The following is a 17,436-nucleotide window of genomic DNA, read 5'->3' on the forward strand; positions in this document are numbered from 1 at the left end:
CTCAGCCGCGCGTGAGCCAGGGTCGCAGCAGCTTGCTGACCGCGGGCATGGCCACGTACGTCATCAGCGTGCTGAAGACGACCGCGAAGGCGGCCGTGCGCAGGACGAAGTGCAGATCCACCAGGTACGGCCCGAGTACCGCGTTGCCGATCAGCGAGATCGGGAAGATGGCCAGCCCCGAGCTGATCGCCATCTTCCACCGCGGCGGCGCGGGCCGGGTCGTACCGGGCTTGGCGAACCAGGTCTCCATGCCGTGCAGTTCACGCCGGGCCACCTCCGTGTGGTGGTGGCCCTCGCAATTGGCGAACCAGCGGGCCCGCTCCGCGGAGTCCTGCCACCGCTGGAACGCCGCCTGGTCGCGGAAGCGGTGTACGAGGAACCACGGCGCGCCCTCGGCCGCCGGACGGAACAGCCCGTATCCCAGGTGGTCCGGGAAGCCCGCCGCGGTCTCCAGGATCCCGCGCGCCCACGTCTCGAAGGCGGCCTCGTAGCCCGGCTCCACCTGCCGCGCGATCAGCAGGCTCACCTCCCCGTTGTCGGCGGGGACGCTCTGCTCTGTCGTGTCGGTGATGGCCATCGGCCCAGGATGACTAGTTGGTGCCGATCTTGGCCAGCAGGTCCACGATGCGGCCTTGGACATCGGCCGTCGTGGCCCGCTCGGCGAGGAACAGCACGCTCTCGCCCGAGGCCAGCCCCGGCAGGTCGGCCTCCTCGATCCCTGCGGTCGTGTAGACGACCAAGGGCGTGCGGTTCAGCTGCCCGTTGGCGCGCAGCCAGTCCACGATCCCGGCCCGCCTGCGCCGGACCTGCATGAGGTCCATGACCACGAGGTTCGGCCGCATCCGGGTCGCCAGCTCGACGGCGTCCGTGTCGGCGCCCGCCCGGGCCACCTGCAACCCGCGCCGTTCGAGAGCGGCGGTCAGCGCGGCGGCGATCGCGTCCTGCTCCTCGATCAGCAGCACCCGCGCGGGGTGCTGCTCACTGTCGCGCGCCGCGAGGGCCTTGAGGAGGACGGCCGGATCGGCGCCGTACGCGGCCTCGCGCGTGGCGTGCCCCAGTCCGGCCGTGACCAGTACGGGAACCTCGGCGGCCACGGCGGCCTGGCGCAGGGACTGCAGGGCGGTCCTGGTGATCGGCCCGGTCAGCGGGTCGACGAACAGCGCGGCGGGGAAGGCCGCGATCTGCGCGTCGACCTCCTCACGGGAGTGCACGATCACGGGGCGGTACCCGCGGTCACTGAGGGCCTGCTGCGTCTGCGCGTCGGGAGCGGGCCACACCAGCAGTCGGCGCGGGTTGTCCAGCGGCTCGGGCGGCAGCTCGTCGTCCACGGGGCGCGGTACGGGCCGGTTGACCACCTCGACGGCGCCACCGGGGCCGTCGAGCGGCTCGGGGCCCTCGGCGGAGCCCGCCTCGGGGGCTCCTATGGCGAAGGCGCGGCCCTGGGGCGCCGGTTCGGAGAGCCGACGGCGCCGGCCGGAGCCCGAACCACCCGGTTCGGAACCGGTGGCGTCCACGGAGATGCCCTGGCCCAGGGTGCCGAGCGCGTGCACGCTGATCGGCCGGCCCGCGGTGGCCGGGCCGTCCACCGGCCGGCGGGCCGAGGGGACGGCGATCCCGCCCGAGGTCTCGTCGTCCTCGGTGGCGCCGCGCGCCGCCGGAACGGGCCAGGCCGGGGTGGCGGGCAGCGCACGCCGCCGCCCGGTCGGGTGTGCGGGGTCTTCCGCGCCCTCGACGGCCACGGGTTCCGGCTCGGCGGCAGCGGGCGCGCCGAGCACCCGGCGGCCACGACGCCCGCCCGCGGCGTCGGCCTCGGCATCGGCCTCGGCGGGCACGGAAGCGGGAGCGGGAGCGGGAGCCGCACCGGCCAGGTCGGGCGCCTGCGGGGCTGCGGCGGGAGTCGGCCCGGCGGGCATCGCGAAGCCGCCCTCGGGGGCGATGGGCCGGCGTGCGGCGGGGGCCGCGAGCCCTGCCGCCGGCACCGGACCACCGGGCTGCGCGGGCGGACCGGCCGGACCCAGCGCCCGGCGGCGCCCCGCCGGATGCTCGGTCACCGGAACGGACGGAACCACCGGTACGGGCGGGAGCGCCGGCATGCCGGTGCCCTGCGGGGGCACGGGCCGCCCGGATCCGTCCCGTACGGCGTCCTCGCTGCCGTCGCCGTCACGGCCACGGCGGCGTCCGGTACCGAGCCCAGCGGGGTTGACCGGGGACTGTGCGAGCTCCGGGCCGGAGTCGGCGATGCTGCCGTCCGCGCGGCGCCGCCCGGACGGCAGCGCCAGCGCGCTCCCGCCCGCGCGGGGCCCGGGGGCCTGCGCCTGGGCGGCCTGGCCGGTCTGGTCGTCCAGGAAGGCGTCCACCCCGCGCCGCGCCCGCCGCCCGCCGCCCGCCGGGGTGTCTTCGCCCGCGGGGGTGTTCCCGTCGGAGCCACCGGGCCCGGCCGGGACGGGCTCCGTCGGCTCCGGCAGGGTCACCGTCCCGGCTCCCGAGCCCAGCGGCAGCTCCAGCACGTACGCCCCGCCGGGCGCGCCGGGAACCTCCACCGTCTGCAGCACACCGCCGTGAGCGGCGACGATGCCCCGCACGATCGGCTCGTGGACCGGGCTGCCGCCCTCGTACGGGCCGCGCACCTCGATCCGTACGACATCACCGCGCTGCGCGGCGGCCACCACGACCGTGGAGTCGCCGTACCCGCTGCCCTGGGCGGTCTTGCCGGTGGCGTCCACCCCGGCGACGTTCGCGACGAGGTGCGCGAGGGCGGTCGCGATGCGCTCCGCGTCGATCTCGGCCTCGATGGTCGGGGCGTGGACGGCGAACTGCACCCGCCCGGGGCCGATCAGCTCGACCGCGCCGTCGATTCCGGCCCCGACGACCGTGTTGATCAGGACGTTCTTCTTCTTGAGCTTGTCCCGGCCCGCGTCCAGTCGCTGGAAGCCGAGCACGTTGTCCACCAGGGTGGTCATCCGCGAGTAGCCGGCGGCCAGATGGTGCAGCAGCTGGTTGGCCTCGGGCCACAGCTGCCCCGCGTCGTCGGCGGCCAGCGTGGCCAGCTCCCCGCGCAGCTCGTCCAGCGGTCCCCGCAGGGAGTCGCCGAGGACGGCCAGCAACTGGGCGTGGCGGGCGGCGAGGGCGTCGTACGGACGCCGGTCGGTGAAGGTCATCACGGCGCCGACGAGCAGCTCCCCGTCCCGTACGGGCGAGGTGGTCAGGTCGACGGCGACCGGCTGTCCGGCCTTGTTCCACAGCACCTGTCCGCGGACCCGGTGCTTGCGCCCGCTGCGCAGGGTGTCGGCGAGCGGGGACTCGTCGAACGGGAAGGGCGAACCGTCGGCGCGCGAGTGCTGGACCAGCCCGTGCAGCTCGCGGTTGCCGAGGTCGGTGGCGCGGTAACCGAGGATCTGCGCGGCGGCCGGATTGACCAGGACGACCCGGCCCTCGGTGTCCGTGCCCACGACGCCTTCGGCGGCGGCGCGCAGGATCATCTCGGTCTGCCGCTGCGAGCGGGCGAGCTCGGCCTCGGTGTCCATGGTCTCGGAGAGGTCCCGCACGACGAGCATCAGCAGCTCGTCGCCGGTGTAGGCGGGCTGGGGCTCGCGGTAGGCGTCGCGGCCGTCGAGGTGGGCGCTGGTGACCTCGACGGGGAACTCGGTGCCGTCGGTACGGCGCGCGATCATCCGCTTGGGCCGGGCGCGGCCGTCCTCGTCGTCACCGGGGCGGCGCATGGAACCGGGGATCAGCTTGGAGTCGAACTCCGGAAGCAGGTCCAGCAGACCGCGTCCGACGAGCCCGGTGCCGGGGCTCTCCATGACCTCGAGGGCGATCGAATTCGCGTTGACGACCGTGCCGTTGGCGTTGACCAGCAACAGCGCGTCCGGAAGAGCGTCGAGTATTGCTGCGAGGCGAGCAGCGCCTCGGGATGGCCTGCTGCTCACGACGAGCTTCCTCCCTGACCACGACTACCGGTAAGTCACGGGAGGAGTCTAAGGGCACCGCCCCGCGGCGAGGTGGCCGATGGACGGCGGAAACCGCGCATCCGCCGCATCCTCCCAGGTCAGGCACGCGCACTCGGAAGCACAGGTTCCAAGTCGTTCCACCTGGTGATGTCGCATCCGTTCTTGCGCCGGAAGGTGGTGTCCACCTTCTGGCCGCGCCAGGTTCCGGTGACGCGGGCGGTGGCCGGCCCGCCGTCCTGGAAGGTGCACATCTGCCGCTTCGCGTCGGGCGCGAAGGGATCGCGGCCCTCCTTGGCGAACTGGGCGAGCCGGGCGCAGGCCTTCTCGGCCTCGGGGTGGTTGCCGCCGACGGGGCCGCACTCCAGCCGGTACTCGCCGTCGACCCGGCGGTTGCCGGTGTCGGAGACGGTGATGGTGAGCCGGTCGGGCGCCGGCGCCAGCAGCCGGCCCAGGGGCAGCGGTGGCAGTGGTCCGGCCGCCGCGGCGGCCAGGGCGGAGGTTACGGCGAAAGCGGCGAGACGCAGCATGGGGCACTCCAGGTCGTCCGTACGTCGTACCCCTCATCAACGACGTGCCCGCTCGGACGTTGCGACCGCGCTTAAGCCTTTGCCCTGTGGGCCCGGCTCCTTGTACCGTGGGAGCGGATTGGTGACCGGCCCCGCGCCTGTGTCATCATCTGCACGCACCTTCGTACGCGAGGGTGTGCTGGAGGCGTCGCCTAGTCCGGTCTATGGCGCCGCACTGCTAATGCGGTTTGGGGCTTACACCCCATCGAGGGTTCAAATCCCTCCGCCTCCGCACCTCACCGAAGCCCCGGTCCGCATGGACCGGGGCTTCGGTGCGTTTCCGCTGTGTTCCGGGCGCTGACGCGGACATCCGGATGATCTTCTTCCGGGTCGTTTCCGCAGGCCAGCAGCGGTGGGACTAATGGATTTCGCGTCCCGCCGAGGTCCATGTATTGTTGTTCTCGCAAGGCCAACGGGGCGCAAAACCCCGAACAGCCCAAGCACTCGTAGCTTAACGGATAGAGCATCTGACTACGGATCAGAAGGTTGCAGGTTCGAATCCTGCCGAGTGCACAGCCCAAGAGGCCCCCCGGTTCGCCGGGGGGCCTCTTGCGTTGTCTTGACGTGGTCGCGGATAGCCTTCGGAGATCGGTTGATCTTCAACCTTCGAAGGGGGACTCCATGGGTCTGTTCGGAAACGCTCACACCGTCGATCCGGTATCGGCGCAGCGCGACTTCGCCCGGCTGCTGGGGAACGGGGAGCAGGTGCACGCCGCCTATCTGCTGATCCGGGACACCATCCTGTTCACCGACCGGCGCCTGGTGCTCGTCGACAAGCAGGGCCTCACCGGGAAGAAGGTGGAGTACCACTCCATCCCGTACCGGAGCATCACGCACTTCTCCGTGGAGACCGCCGGCCACTTCGATCTCGACGCCGAGCTCAAGATCTGGATATCGGGCAGCCCGGTGCCGGTCGAGAAGACCTTCACCAAGGGCGTCGACATCTACGAGGTGCAGGCCATCCTGACCCAGTTCGTCACCCGTTAGGGGACCGGGGAGGTGGGGCCGTCCGGGTGGTGGGCGGCCCCGCCCCGCCGGTCACGACATGACGACGCGGGGCAGGCCCGTCACCGACAGCACCAGCGAGTAGAGCGAAGTGGTGGCGGTGATGAAGAGGCGGTTGTTCCTGGGGCCGCCGAAGGCGATGTTCGATACGGGCTCCGGCACGCGCAGGCGGCCGATCAGGTCGCCGTCCGGGGCGTAGCAGTGCACGCCCGACTCCATCGCGGCCGCCCACAGGCGCCCGCCGTCGTCGAAGCGGATGTTGTCCACCGAGGGGCAGGCCGTGAAGACCCGGTCGCCGCTCAGGGTGCCGTCGTCGCCGACCTTGAAGGTCCGGATGTGGCCCGCGCGGGTGTCCGCCGCGTACAGCTCGCTCTCGTCGGGGGAGAAGACCAGGCCGTTCGGGCCGAGGAACCCGTCGGCGACGAGGCGGACCTCGCCGGTGGCCGGGTCGGCGCGGTAGAGGTTGCAGGCGCCGATCTCGCTGGGCGCGCGCCGCCCCTCGTAGTCGCTGGTGATGCCGAAGTCGGGGTCGGAGAACCAGATGGAGCCGTCCGAGCGCACGACCGCGTCGTTCGGGCTGTTGAGCCGCTTGCCGTCGTAGCGGTCGGCGATGACGGTGATCCGGCCGTCGGGCTCCGTGCGGGTGACGCGGCGGTTGCCCTGCTCACAGGTGATCAGGCGGCCCTCGCGGTCGAGGGTGTTGCCGTTGGAGTGGCCGGCCGCGGAGCGGAAGACGGAGACCGCGCCGGACGCCTCGTCCCACCGCAGCATCCGGTCGTTGGGGATGTCGCTCCACACCAGCTGGCGCCAGGCCGGCAAGTACAGCGGGCCTTCCGCCCAGCGGCAGTCGTCGTAGAGCCGCTCCAGCCGCGCGTCGCCGTTGGCGCAGCGGCCGGTGCGGAACCGGTCGTCCAGGATCTCGTACAAGGTGAGGTCCGCGATGGCTGACATTTCTCCCCCTCATGCTCGGCAAGCCGAATTGTGTTCGGTCCAATGGTGAGATTGCAGGATCAGGTACCGTCTTCGCAAGAGCCGACGGGCTCAAGGAGAGGAAGATCCGTGGATGACATCGACCGGGCGCTCGTCCTGCGCCTGCAGCAGGACGCGGGGCAGTCGTACGCGGCTCTCGGCGCGGCCGTCGGACTCTCCGCCGGGGCCACCCACGAGCGGGTCCGCAAACTGCGCGAGCGCGGGGTCATCCGGCGCACGACGGTGGAGGTGGATCCTGCCGCCGTCGGGAGCGGTGTCCTGGCGTACGTGATGGTCGACTCCAACGCCTGGATGGGGGATGCCGCCGCCGACTTCGCCGCGATCCCGGAGATCCAGGAGGCGCACATCATCGCGGGCAGCGCCTCCGTGCTGGTCAAGGTGCGTACGGCCTCCACCGAGCGGCTCCAGGACGTCCTGCGCCGCCTCTACGCCATCGACGGCGTCAGCGGCACGCACGCCACCGTGGTCCTGGAGACCTTCTTCGAGCGGCCGCTCCCTCTGTGACCTGGCAGTGCACCGGGATCCGGTGGAGCCAGGGACATCCCGCCATCGGCTGGTACGGGCGCGGGGAGCGCAGCAGCGCGCTCGTGTACGGACAGCGGCTGGCCTTCGTCGCCCTGGGCGAGCGGCACTGCACGGGAGTGCGGCGGGCCGGGAAGCGGACGCCCTGTCCGACGGCCGCGACAGTGCCGGGCCGCGCCGGGAACGCCCAGTGCCCCGAGTGCGCCCGGCTGGACCGGTCCTTCTCGGTGGCCGCCGACACGAACGCCGCCGACCCGCGCACCTACCGGGTGTACCTGGCGTGGTTCGGGCCCGGCATGGTCAAGGTCGGCATCACCGCCGAGGAACGCGGTCTGGCCCGGCTCCTGGAGCAGGGGGCGGTGACCTGGACCTGGCTGGGGCGCGGCCCGCTGATGGCGACGCGCCGCACGGAGGAACTGCTGCGGGCCGCGCTCGCCGTGCCCGACCGGATCGCCTACGCCCGCAAACGCGCCGTACGGGCCCACCTGCCGCCGGGGCCCGAGCGGGCCCGGGAGGTCGCCGAGCTGCACGCCCGGGCCGCCGCGCTGCCGGGGTGGCCGGAGTCGCTGGAGCGGATGGACTGCGAAATCACCGACCACGCCGAGCCGTTCGGACTGGCCGGGCTGCCCGCCCCGGCCCGGGTGGTCAGGGAGATGGTGCCGGGTGGCTCGGTGGTGGGCCGGCTGGCGGGCGCGGCCGGGCCGGACCTGCACTTCGCCGACGGGCTGGTGGTCGACACCCGGCTGCTGGTCGGCTGGGCGCTGGCCGCGGCCCCCGCGGAGGCGGTCACCGATGTCCCGCTCGCGGAGATCGCCCCGGTCGCCCCAGCCGTCGGGCAGGACGGGCTGTTCTGACGGGCTGTTCTGACCGGGCTGTCATGACCTGGCTGTTTTGGCGGGCTGCTCTCAAGGCAGGTCAAGACTTGGATCCCTTTCGCCGGCCGGGGCCCTTTCCGCTGGACATGCCAGGGCCCGGCAGCCGAGGGTGGAGGGCATGAGCATCCAGCCGGTTCCGGCCTTCGAACCGCCGTACGTGATAGCCGTGTTCGCCAATGTGCGCACCCCTGACGAGAGCGGATATCCCGAGGTCAACGCCCGAATGAACGAGATCGTCAGCGACAATCCCGGCTTCCTCGGCTACGAGTCCGCGCGCACCCCCGGCGGCCTCGGCATCACCGTCGCCTACTTCCGCGACCACGAAAGCCTCGCCGCCTGGCGGGAGGACCTGGAGCACCAGGCGGCCATGAAACAGGGCCGCGCCCACTGGTACGAGAGCTACACCCTGCACGTCGCCACCGTCGAGCGGAGTCACGGCTTTGCCCGCAACAGCTGAGGCGGTCCGCGCCTTCCGTGAGCGGCTCGGGCTGCCCGGACTGGTCGACGTCCACACGCACTTCATGCCCGAGCGGGTCCTGGACAAGGTGTGGGACTACTTCGACGCGGTCGGCCCGCTGACCGGCGTCGACTGGCCCATCACCTACCGGCACGAGGAGGAACAGCGGGTCGCGCTGCTGCGGGAGTTCGGAGTCCGGGCCTTCACGTCCATGCTCTACCCGCACAAGCCGGCGATGGCCGCCTGGCTCAACTCCTGGGCCGCCGACTTCGCCACCCGCACCCCCGACTGCCTGCACACCGCGACCTTCTTCCCGGAGGAGGGCGTGGCCGCGTACGCCCGGCAGGCCGTGGAGTCGGGCGCCCGCGTCTTCAAGGCGCACCTCCAGGTCGGCGGGTACGACCCGAACGACGACCGGCTCGAACCGGTGTGGGGGCTGCTGGCCGAGGCCGGGATCCCCGTCGTCGTCCACTGCGGGTCGGGACCCGTGCCCGGCAAGCACACGGGACCCGAGCCGATCGCCCGGCTGCTGGCCCGCCACCCCCGGCTGCCGCTGATCGTCGCCCACATGGGGATGCCGGAGTACGCCGACTTCCTCGACCTGGCCGACCGGTACGCCGAGGTCCGCCTCGACACGACCATGGCCTTCACCGATTTCTCCGAGCAGTTCGGCGGCTTCCCGCCCGGGGACCTCGGACGGCTCGCGGACCTCGGGGACCGGATCCTGCTGGGCACCGACTTCCCGAACATCCCCTATCCCTACGAGCACCAGCTCCAGGCGCTGGAACGGCTCGGGCTCGGTGACGACTGGCTGCGCGCGGTCTGCCACGACAACGGCGCCCGGCTCCTGCGCCTCGACGGCTGAGGCTCCGTAGCCTGCGGCGATTCTCAGGAGATTCACAGGTAGGCGCAAGAACGCTCTCAGAGGCGGCGGCCAGCGTGAAGCCATGACTGCGACGACCACCTCCCACGCGTCCACGTCCACGGGCAACCTCACGGCCCTCGTGCGCCCCGACGGCGGACCCTGCAGGGTCCTCGTCGTGGACGACGAGGCCTCGCTCTCCGAGCTGCTGTCCATGGCCCTGCGCTACGAGGGCTGCGAGGTCCGCAGCGCCGGCGACGGCGCGGGCGCCGTGCGGGCGGCGCGGGAATTCCGGCCGGACGTCGTGGTCCTCGACATCATGCTCCCGGACATGGACGGGCTGGTCGTACTCGGCCGGCTGCGGCGGGAGCTCCCGCACGTTCCGGTGCTCTTCCTGACGGCCAGGGATTCGGTCGAGGACCGGATCGCGGGCCTGACGGCGGGCGGCGACGACTACGTCACCAAGCCCTTCAGCCTGGAGGAGGTCGTGGCCCGGCTGCGCGGGCTGGTCCGCCGCTCGGGCGCCGCGCAGGCCGCACGCGGTGGTTCGGTGCTGGCCGTCGGCGACCTGCGGCTCGACGAGGACAGCCACGAAGTGGTCCGGGGCGGTCAGGAGGTCCACCTGACCGCCACCGAGTACGAGCTGCTGCGCTACTTGATGCGCAACCCGCGCCGGGTGCTGAGCAAGGCGCAGATCCTGGACCGGGTGTGGTCCTACGACTTCGGCGGCCAGGCCAACGTCGTCGAGCTGTACATCTCCTACCTGCGCCGCAAGCTGGAGGGCGGCACCGGACTGCCGCCGATGATCCACACCCGGCGCGGCGCCGGTTACCTGATCAAGCCGGCCGAGTAGGGCCCGTAGTGCCCGTAACGCCCGTACGACTCGCCTCGCCCACCCGCAGACCCTCGCCCACCCGCAGACCCTCGCCCACCCGCAGACCCTCCCCCACCCGCAGCCCCTGGTCCCTGCGGACCCGGCTGGTGGTCTCGGCGGTCGCGCTGATCGCCGTCGTCGGCGCGGCCATCGGCACCGTCACCACGCTCGCCCTGCGCTCGTACCTGGTCGACCAGCTCGACGAGCAGCTGCGCACCTCCGTCGAGATGGCCGTACGGGGGCCCGGCGCCCAGAAGGCCTCCCGCGAGAAGAGCCTCGGCTTCGTCCTGGCCCCCGGCAACCCGCGGGACACCGCCGGGATCCGCCTCGACTCCACGGGCAAAGTCCTCGGCACCGCCCGCAGCTCCCCCGCCGAAGGACCCTCGCTCGATCCCGTCCGCCCCCTCACCGAGGCGCAGGCGGCGGCCCTCGCCGAGGTCGCCCGCAGGGCCGGGCAGAAGGGTGGGACCGTGCCGGTGGAGAGCGACCTGCCGGGCCTGGGCGCCTACCGCGTGCTGACCGCCTCCGACGGGGCGCTGGCCCTCGGGATCCCGCTGCGCGAGGTCGACTCGACCGTGCGCACGCTGGTCGCGGTGGAGGTCTCGGTCACCCTGGCGGGGCTGATCGCCGCCTCCCTCGCCGGGCAGGCCCTGGTGGGGGTCGCCCTGCGGCCGCTGCGCCGGGTCGCCGCCACCGCCACCCGCGTCTCCGAACTGCCCCTGCACAGCGGCGAACCGGCACTCCACGAGCGCGTTCCCGACGCCGAGGCCGACCCCCGCACCGAGGTGGGCCAGGTCGGCGCGGCACTCAACCGGATGCTGGGCCACGTCTCCTCCGCCCTCATGGCCCGCCAGCAGAACGAGATGCGGGTCCGGCAGTTCGTCGCCGACGCCAGCCATGAGCTGCGTACGCCCCTGGCCTCGATCCGCGGCTATGCCGAACTCACCCGCCGGGGCCGGGAGGAGCCCGGACCCGACACCCGACACGCCCTGGGCCGGATCGAGTCCGAGGCCACCCGGATGACCGGCCTGGTCGAGGACCTGCTCCTGCTGGCCCGGCTCGACGCGGGCCGCCCGCTCTGTGCCGGCGACACCGACACCGACCTCGCCCCGCTCGTCGTCGACGCCGTCAGCGACGCCCGGGCCGCCGGGCCCGGACACCACTGGCGGCTGTGCCTTCCCGACGAGCCCGCGCCCGTCCGCGCCGACCCGGCGCGGATCCAGCAGGTCCTGGTGAACCTCCTCGCCAACGCCCGCACCCACACCCCACCCGGCACCACCGTCACTGTCGATGTTTCACGTGAAACATCCGCCGTCCGGCTGCGGATCGAGGACGACGGGCCGGGCATCCCGCCCGACCTGCTGCCCCATGTCTTCGAACGGTTCGCCCGCGGCGACGCCTCCCGGTCCCGGGCCGCGGGCTCCACCGGCCTCGGACTCGCCATCGTCCAGGCCGTGGTGTCGGCGCACGGCGGACAGGTCGCTGTGCGCAGCGAGCCGGGGCGGACCGCCTTCGAGGTCCTGCTCCCCTCCGGAGGCACAACCGAGGACTCGCCCCAGGACTCACAGACGGGTCACAGGCTCACCACACAGCGGTGACAGGCCGCCCCGCGAGGGTCGGTGCATGCCAACCGACACCTCTCCGGGAGCCCTTCCGGCACGGGCGCCTCTCGCGCCCCCGCCCGGTGTCCCCGTACTCGACGTGGTCATCCCGGTGTTCAACGAGGAGAAGGACCTCGGCCCCTGCGTGCGCCGACTGCACGCCCACCTCACACGCACCTTCCCGTACCCCTTCCGGATCACCATCGCGGACAACGCCAGCACCGACCGGACCCCCGAGATCGCGGCCGCCCTCGCCCTCGGCTTCGACGGCGTACGCAGCACGCGGCTGGAGGAAAAGGGCCGAGGCCGCGCTCTGCGCACCGTCTGGGCCCGTTCCGAGGCACCCGTCCTGGCGTACATGGACGTGGACCTCTCCACCGACCTGAACGCACTCCTGCCGCTCGTCGCCCCGCTGATCTCCGGCCATTCCGACCTCGCCATCGGCACCCGGCTGGCCCGCTCCTCGCGGGTGGTGCGCGGAGCGAAGCGGGAGTTCGTCTCCCGCGCCTACAACCTGCTGCTGCGCTCCTCCCTCGCCGCCCGCTTCAGCGACGCCCAGTGCGGGTTCAAGGCCATCCGGCGGGAGGTCGCCGAACGGCTGCTGCCGCTCGTGGAGGACGCCGGCTGGTTCTTCGACACCGAGCTGCTGGTGCTCGCCGAGCGGGCCGGGTTGCGGATCCACGAGGTGCCGGTGGACTGGATCGACGACCCCCACTCCACCGTCCACGTCGTCCGCACCGCCACCGAGGACCTCAAGGGGGTCTGGCGGGTGGGCCGGGCGCTGGCCGTCGGCGCGCTCCCGCTCGACCGCCTCGCCCGACCCTTCGGGGACGACCCCCGCGACCGGACCGCCCTGCCCGGGGTCCCGCGCGGACTGGCCCGGCAGTTGCTCGGGTTCTGCGCCGTCGGGGTCCTGAGCACCCTGCTCTACCTGCTGCTCTACTCCGCCCTGCGCGCGGTGGCCGGCCCGCAGGGCGCCAACGCGGTTGCCCTGCTGCTCTGCGCCGTCGCCAACACCGCCGCCAACCGTCGGTTCACCTTCGGGGTGCGCGGCCGGGCCCGGGCGGTGCGCCACCAGGCCCAAGGGCTGGTCGTCTTCGGCATCGGGCTGGCTCTGACCAGCGGTTCCCTCGCGGCGCTCGGAGCGGCCGGCGCCGAACCCGCCCACCGCACGGAACTGGCCGTGCTGATCACCGCCAACCTCGCCGCCACCGTGCTGCGTTTCCTGCTCCTGCGCGCCTGGGTCTTCCCCGAGCGGCACGGCACCGCGTTCGAAGCACCGACGGCCTCCACCACGGCGTCCCAGGAGGGCCCATGACCACGCCAGCACTGCCGCTCTTCCCACCCGCTCCACCCGCCTCACCCGTCGCCACCCGGGCGGTCACGACCCGGCCCCGCTGGGAACGGCCCGCCTACGCCGCCCTGCTGCTGTCCACGGCCGTCCTGCTGCTGTGGAACCTGGGCGCATCCGGCTACGCCAACTCCTTCTACTCCGCAGCCGTCCAGGCGGGTTCCGAGAGCTGGCAGGCCTTCTTCTTCGGCTCCTCCGACGCCGGGAACTCCATCACCGTGGACAAGCCCCCGGCCGCGCTGTGGCCGATGGCGCTCTCCGTACGGCTCTTCGGGCTCGGGTCCTGGCAGATCCTCGTCCCGCAGGCCCTGATGGGCGTAGCCACCACCGGTGTGCTGTATGCCGCCGTACGCCGCCAGTTCGGCCCGGGAGCGGCCCTGCTCAGCGGCAGCGTCTTCGCGCTCACGCCCGTCGCCGCGCTGATGTTCCGCTTCAACAACCCCGACGCGCTGCTCACCCTGCTGCTGACCGTCACCGTCCACTGCGTGCTGCGTGCCCTCGACGGCGCGCGCACCACATGGCTCGTCTGGGCCGGTGTCGCGGTCGGCCTCGCCTTCCTCACCAAGACCCTCCAGGCCTTCGTCATCCTGCCGCCGCTCGCCCTGCTCTACGCGGTCTGCGCTCCGACGCGGCTGCGCAGGCGCCTGGGCCAGCTGCTGCTGGCGGGGCTCGCGATGGTGGTGGCCGGGGGCTGGTGGGTGGCCGTCGTGGAACTGTGGCCCGCCGCGTCCCGCCCGTACATCGGCGGCTCGCAGAACAACTCCTTCCTGGAGCTGACCCTGGGCTACAACGGCCTCGGCCGGATCAACGGGAACGAGACCGGCAGCGTCGGCGGCGGGGATCGCCTCGGCGGAGGCGGCTGGGGGGAGACCGGCATCGACCGGTTGTTCTCGGGCAATACCGGCGGTCAGATCTCCTGGCTGCTGCCGGCCGCCCTGGTGTTCCTCGTGGCCGGACTGGTGATCACCTGGCGTGCCCGCCGGGCCACCGACTCGCTGGACGGCATGGCCCGCGCGGCCTTCCTGGCCTGGGGCGGCTCCCTGCTGATCACGGCCGTGGTCTTCAGCTACATGCAGGGCATCTTCCACGAGTACTACACCGTCGCGCTGGCGCCGTTCGTCGCCGCACTGGCCGGGATGGGCGTCGCCGTGCTGTGGGAGGAGCGCGGCAGCCTGCCCGCCGTGCTCACCCTCTCCGGGACGCTCGCGCTGACCGCGTACTGGGCCTTCGTCCTGCTCGGCCGGTCCACCGGGTACCTGCCGTGGCTGCGCTGGGCGGTCCTGGTCGGCGGGGTGCTCGCCGCGGTCGCGCTGCCGTTCGCCGTCCGGAGGGGCCGCCGGATCCTGCTGGCCACGGCGGCGCTGGGACTGGGTGCGGCGCTGGCCGGGCCGCTCGCGTACTGCCTGACCACCGTGAACAGCGGCCACACCGGTTCCATCGTGACCGCCGGACCAGCGGTGGCGGGCGGCCGGGGCGGTCCCGGGGGCGTGGCGGCGCCGTCCGGCCCCGGCGGCGGCGGGGAAGCACCGCCCCGGGGCGGTCCGGCGGGGGCGCCGCCAGGGGGAGGCGCCGGTCCGGGTGACGGCCGCGGCTTCGAGGGACCGGGCGGACTGCGCCTCCCCGGCGGGCTGCTCGGCGGCACGCGGGTCGGCGCCGAGGCCGAGGCGGCCCTGCGCCGTGACTCCGCGCGGTACACCTGGGCGGCGGCGGCGATCGGCTCGCAGAACGCCGCGAGTTACCAACTGGCATCCGGCGAGCCCGTGATGGCGATCGGCGGATTCAACGGCAGCGACCCCTCACCGACGCTGGAGCAGTTCCAGGCCTACGTGAAGGCGGAGAAGGTCCACTGGTTCATCGGCCGGAACGACGTCGCCCTGGAGACCGGCGAGGGCTCCACGATGCTCCAGGGCGGCCCCGGCGGCCCCGGCGGCGCCACTGGCAGCGCCATCGAGGCCTGGGTGAAGGTGACGTTCCCGGCTTCCACGGTCGGCGGCGCCACTTTCTACGATCTGACGGCTCCCTCGACCGGCACGTCCTGATCCCACCAACTGAACGGGGGGCACCCCCTAGCATCAAGAGGGCAGACCGGGCATTCCGGGCTGATCCCCCTGTGGTGAGGAGGGTGCCTCCATGGTGACCGAGGCCGATCCGGACGAGGCCAGGCCCAGTGTGTGGCTGACCGTCAGGCCCGCTGCTCCCGCCAGACGTCGCACGGAGGGGGCCTCCGGGCTGGACCGGGACCGGATCACCGCCGCCACCGTGCGGTTGCTCGACGCCGAGGGCCTGGACCGGTTCTCCATGCGGCGGCTGGCCGCCACGCTGGGGGTCACCGCGATGTCCCTGTACTGGTACGTCGACACCAGGCACGATCTGCTCGAACTCGCCCTGGACAGCGCCCTCGGAGAGCAGCACCTGCCGTTGGACCCGCTCCCGCGGGAGGCCTGGCCGGGCGGGCTGCGGGAGCTGGCCCGCGGCTATCGGCGGCTGCTGGCGGAGCACCCGTGGGTGGCTCCGCTGAGCGTGGCCTACCCGAACATCGGCCCGCACGCCCGGGCCTTCGACGCCGCTCTGCAACGGCTGCTGGCCGCGACCGGCCTGGCGTACGCCGGCCGGACCGGCGCCCACCTGGCCGTCTCCCAGTTCTTGAACGGGTGCGGCCTGAACGGCTGCGGGGGCACGGTCCGGCGGGCGCCCGAGGCGGACTTCGGCCTGGCGCTCGACGTCCTGATCGCGGGCATCGAGGCCGAGGCCGCCCGGCGGCGGGGCTAGGTCCTGTCCGGGGCTGCCTCGGTCGCCGGACTGTGCGCGGCCGGCTTCGACTGCAGCGCGACCTCCTTGATGAACAGCACCAGCACCACGGAGAGCAGCGCGAACGGGGCGGAGTAGAGGAAGACGTCACCGACGCCGTGTCCGTACGCGGATTCGACGACCTCGCGGAACGGCGCGGGCAGCTTGTCGAGGTCGGGGATCCCGCCCCCGGCGGTGCCCCCGTGGCCCATCGCGGCAGCCTTCGGGCCGAGCGCGGTCAGCCCGTCCTTGACGTACTGGGTGACCTGGTTGGCCATGACGGCGCCGAGCGCCGAGACGCCCATGGCGCCGCCGAGCGAGCGGAAGAAGGTGACGACGGAGCTGGCCGCGCCGAGGTCCTCGGGGGCCACCTGGTTCTGGGTGGCGAGGACCAGGTTCTGCATCATCATGCCGAGGCCGAGGCCGGTCAGCACCATGTAGACGGCGATGTGCCAGTACGGGGTGTCGTAGCGCAGGGTGCCCAGCAGGCCGAGGCCGGCGGTCAGCAGGATTCCGCCCGCGACCAGCCAGGCCTTCCACTTGCCGGTCTTGGTGATGACCTGGCCGGAGACCGTGGAGGAGACGAAGAGGCCGCCGATCATCGGGATGGTCAGGACGCCGGACATGGTCGGCGACTCGTTGCGGGCCAGCTGGAAGTACTGGCTGAAGAAGACCGTCCCGGCGAACATCGCGATGCCGACGAAGAGCGAGGCCGCCGAGGCCAGGGTGATGGTCTTGTTGCGGAACAGCCGCAGCGGAATGATCGGGTCGCTCGCGCGGGACTCGACGAGGACGAAGAGCAGGCCGAGCGCCACCGCGCCGCCGGTCATCGCCCAGGTCTGCCAGGAGATCCACTCGTAGGAGTCGCCGGCCTGGGTCACCCAGATCAGCAGCAGCGAGACCGCGCCGCTGATCAGGAAGGCGCCCAGCCAGTCGACCCTGACGTCCCGGCGGACGACCGGGAGCCGCAGCGTCTTCTGGAGCACGATCAGCGCGATGACCGCGAACGGCACGCCGACGTAGAAGCACCAGCGCCAGCCGAGCCACTCGGTGTCGGTGATGACGCCGCCGAGCAGCGGGCCGCCGACGGTGGCGACGGCGAAGACCGCGCCGAGGTAGCCGCTGTAGCGGCCGCGCTCGCGCGGGGAGATCATCGCGGCCATCACGATCTGGGCGAGGGCCGACAGGCCGCCCACGCCGATGCCCTGGACCACACGGCAGGCGATGAGCATGCCGGTGTTCTGGGACATGCCCGCGATCACCGACCCGAGGACGTAGATCACGAGGGATATCTGGACCAGCAGCTTCTTGCTGAAGAGGTCGGACAGCTTGCCCCACAGCGGGGTCGCGGCCGTCATCGACAGCAGGGCGGCGGTGACGACCCAGGTGTAGGAGGACTGGGTGCCGCCGAGGTCGCTGATGATCTGGGGCAGGGCGTTGGAGACGATCGTGGAGGACAGGATCGCCACGAACATGCCGAGCATCAGCCCGGACAGCGCCTTCATGATCTGCGGGTGGGTCATGGGAGCGGTGCCGTCGGACGTGGTCTCCGGCCGGCCGTCTCCCCGCACACCGGTGGGTGTGGTCGTCGCCATG

At 72.7% G+C, this 17,436-nt stretch carries 15 protein-coding genes and 2 tRNA genes; 12 read left to right on the top strand and 5 right to left on the bottom strand.

The features are described 5' to 3' along the window. Window position 1: 1 nt before the first annotated feature. The 3 genes from ACWDYJ_RS01030 to ACWDYJ_RS01040 form a co-directional block, all read right to left on the bottom strand. Complete coding sequence (locus tag ACWDYJ_RS01030; RefSeq protein WP_451563305.1) at window positions 2-577, bottom strand: antibiotic biosynthesis monooxygenase; 576 nt, start codon at window positions 575-577, stop codon at window positions 2-4. Window positions 578-590: 13 nt separating this feature from the next. Next, the gene (locus ACWDYJ_RS01035) at window positions 591-3,929 is read right to left on the bottom strand and encodes a PAS domain-containing protein (protein ID WP_451563306.1); all 3,339 of its coding nucleotides are present in this window, start codon (window positions 3,927-3,929) and stop codon (window positions 591-593) included. Window positions 3,930-4,048: 119 nt separating this feature from the next. Next, the gene (locus tag ACWDYJ_RS01040) at window positions 4,049-4,477 is read right to left on the bottom strand and encodes an SSI family serine proteinase inhibitor (protein WP_451563307.1); all 429 of its coding nucleotides are present in this window, start codon (window positions 4,475-4,477) and stop codon (window positions 4,049-4,051) included. A 180-nt stretch (window positions 4,478-4,657) separates the two neighbouring features. Here ACWDYJ_RS01040 and ACWDYJ_RS01045 point away from each other — a divergent pair. The 3 genes from ACWDYJ_RS01045 to ACWDYJ_RS01055 all read left to right on the top strand — a co-directional run bounded on the left by ACWDYJ_RS01045 (window position 4,658) and on the right by ACWDYJ_RS01055 (window position 5,503). Further along, window positions 4,658-4,748: transfer RNA gene (locus tag ACWDYJ_RS01045), tRNA-Ser, on the top strand. 208 nt (window positions 4,749-4,956) lie between these two features. Continuing rightward, window positions 4,957-5,029, top strand: a tRNA-Arg gene (locus tag ACWDYJ_RS01050). A 108-nt stretch (window positions 5,030-5,137) separates the two neighbouring features. After that, window positions 5,138-5,503, top strand: coding sequence for a PH domain-containing protein (locus ACWDYJ_RS01055; RefSeq protein WP_451563308.1), 366 nt, complete (start codon window positions 5,138-5,140; stop codon window positions 5,501-5,503). A gap of 51 nt (window positions 5,504-5,554) precedes the next feature. Here the strand turns inward: ACWDYJ_RS01055 and ACWDYJ_RS01060 are convergent, their stop codons facing one another. Beyond that, complete coding sequence (locus tag ACWDYJ_RS01060; RefSeq protein WP_451563309.1) at window positions 5,555-6,472, bottom strand: SMP-30/gluconolactonase/LRE family protein; 918 nt, start codon at window positions 6,470-6,472, stop codon at window positions 5,555-5,557. Between the two features lie 108 nt (window positions 6,473-6,580). Between ACWDYJ_RS01060 and ACWDYJ_RS01065 the strand changes: the two genes are divergently transcribed. The 9 genes from ACWDYJ_RS01065 (at window position 6,581) to ACWDYJ_RS01105 (ending at window position 15,822) form a co-directional block, all read left to right on the top strand. Further along, on the top strand, window positions 6,581-7,015 hold the full coding sequence (locus tag ACWDYJ_RS01065) for an Lrp/AsnC family transcriptional regulator (protein WP_451563310.1): 435 nt from the start codon (window positions 6,581-6,583) through the stop codon (window positions 7,013-7,015). Further along, entirely contained in the window at window positions 7,012-7,887 is an 876-nt protein-coding gene (locus tag ACWDYJ_RS01070) for a DUF2797 domain-containing protein (protein WP_451563311.1), read from the top strand. The genes ACWDYJ_RS01065 and ACWDYJ_RS01070 overlap by 4 nt, the downstream gene beginning before the upstream one ends. A 139-nt stretch (window positions 7,888-8,026) precedes the next feature. Further along, window positions 8,027-8,365 (top strand): antibiotic biosynthesis monooxygenase family protein, encoded by a 339-nt coding sequence (locus ACWDYJ_RS01075; protein WP_451563312.1) that lies wholly within the window; start codon window positions 8,027-8,029, stop codon window positions 8,363-8,365. Continuing rightward, on the top strand, window positions 8,349-9,230 hold the full coding sequence (locus ACWDYJ_RS01080; protein WP_451563313.1) for an amidohydrolase family protein: 882 nt from the start codon (window positions 8,349-8,351) through the stop codon (window positions 9,228-9,230). The genes ACWDYJ_RS01075 and ACWDYJ_RS01080 overlap by 17 nt, the downstream gene beginning before the upstream one ends. 82 nt (window positions 9,231-9,312) lie before the next feature. After that, window positions 9,313-10,080: a response regulator transcription factor gene (locus tag ACWDYJ_RS01085; protein ID WP_451563314.1), complete on the top strand. Its 768-nt coding sequence runs from the start codon at window positions 9,313-9,315 to the stop codon at window positions 10,078-10,080. A gap of 113 nt (window positions 10,081-10,193) precedes the next feature. Continuing rightward, window positions 10,194-11,699 carry a sensor histidine kinase gene (locus ACWDYJ_RS01090; RefSeq protein ID WP_451563359.1) on the top strand — a complete coding sequence of 502 codons (1,506 nt, stop codon included), beginning with the start codon at window positions 10,194-10,196 and terminating at the stop codon, window positions 11,697-11,699. Between the two features lie 25 nt (window positions 11,700-11,724). After that, entirely contained in the window at window positions 11,725-13,020 is a 1,296-nt protein-coding gene (locus ACWDYJ_RS01095) for a glycosyltransferase (protein WP_451563315.1), read from the top strand. Then, the gene (locus ACWDYJ_RS01100; RefSeq protein ID WP_451563316.1) at window positions 13,017-15,092 is read left to right on the top strand and encodes a glycosyltransferase family 39 protein; all 2,076 of its coding nucleotides are present in this window, start codon (window positions 13,017-13,019) and stop codon (window positions 15,090-15,092) included. Before ACWDYJ_RS01095 ends, ACWDYJ_RS01100 begins: the two co-directional genes overlap by 4 nt. A 91-nt stretch (window positions 15,093-15,183) precedes the next feature. Beyond that, the gene (locus ACWDYJ_RS01105; RefSeq protein WP_451563317.1) at window positions 15,184-15,822 is read left to right on the top strand and encodes a TetR family transcriptional regulator; all 639 of its coding nucleotides are present in this window, start codon (window positions 15,184-15,186) and stop codon (window positions 15,820-15,822) included. Here ACWDYJ_RS01105 and ACWDYJ_RS01110 read toward each other — a convergent pair. Further along, window positions 15,819-17,435, bottom strand: coding sequence for an MDR family MFS transporter (locus tag ACWDYJ_RS01110; protein ID WP_451563318.1), 1,617 nt, complete (start codon window positions 17,433-17,435; stop codon window positions 15,819-15,821). The two genes, ACWDYJ_RS01105 and ACWDYJ_RS01110, sit on opposite strands and share 4 nt — an antisense overlap. Window position 17,436: the final 1 nt, after the last annotated feature.

The organism is Streptomyces sp. NPDC003042, assembly GCF_053591315.1.

Excerpts from the sequence above, each read along its gene's own strand:
- ACWDYJ_RS01105 (WP_451563317.1), top strand. The coding sequence starts at position 15,184 with ATGGTGACCGAGGCCGATCCGGACGAGGCCAGGCCCAGTGTGTGGCTG.
- ACWDYJ_RS01030 (WP_451563305.1), bottom strand. The coding sequence starts at position 577 with ATGGCCATCACCGACACGACAGAGCAGAGCGTCCCCGCCGACAACGGG.
- ACWDYJ_RS01060 (WP_451563309.1), bottom strand. The coding sequence starts at position 6,472 with ATGTCAGCCATCGCGGACCTCACCTTGTACGAGATCCTGGACGACCGG.
- ACWDYJ_RS01110 (WP_451563318.1), bottom strand. The coding sequence starts at position 17,435 with ATGGCGACGACCACACCCACCGGTGTGCGGGGAGACGGCCGGCCGGAG.
- ACWDYJ_RS01100 (WP_451563316.1), top strand. The coding sequence starts at position 13,017 with ATGACCACGCCAGCACTGCCGCTCTTCCCACCCGCTCCACCCGCCTCA.
- ACWDYJ_RS01095 (WP_451563315.1), top strand. The coding sequence starts at position 11,725 with ATGCCAACCGACACCTCTCCGGGAGCCCTTCCGGCACGGGCGCCTCTC.
- ACWDYJ_RS01040 (WP_451563307.1), bottom strand. The coding sequence starts at position 4,477 with ATGCTGCGTCTCGCCGCTTTCGCCGTAACCTCCGCCCTGGCCGCCGCG.
- ACWDYJ_RS01075 (WP_451563312.1), top strand. The coding sequence starts at position 8,027 with ATGAGCATCCAGCCGGTTCCGGCCTTCGAACCGCCGTACGTGATAGCC.
- ACWDYJ_RS01055 (WP_451563308.1), top strand. The coding sequence starts at position 5,138 with ATGGGTCTGTTCGGAAACGCTCACACCGTCGATCCGGTATCGGCGCAG.
- ACWDYJ_RS01085 (WP_451563314.1), top strand. The coding sequence starts at position 9,313 with ATGACTGCGACGACCACCTCCCACGCGTCCACGTCCACGGGCAACCTC.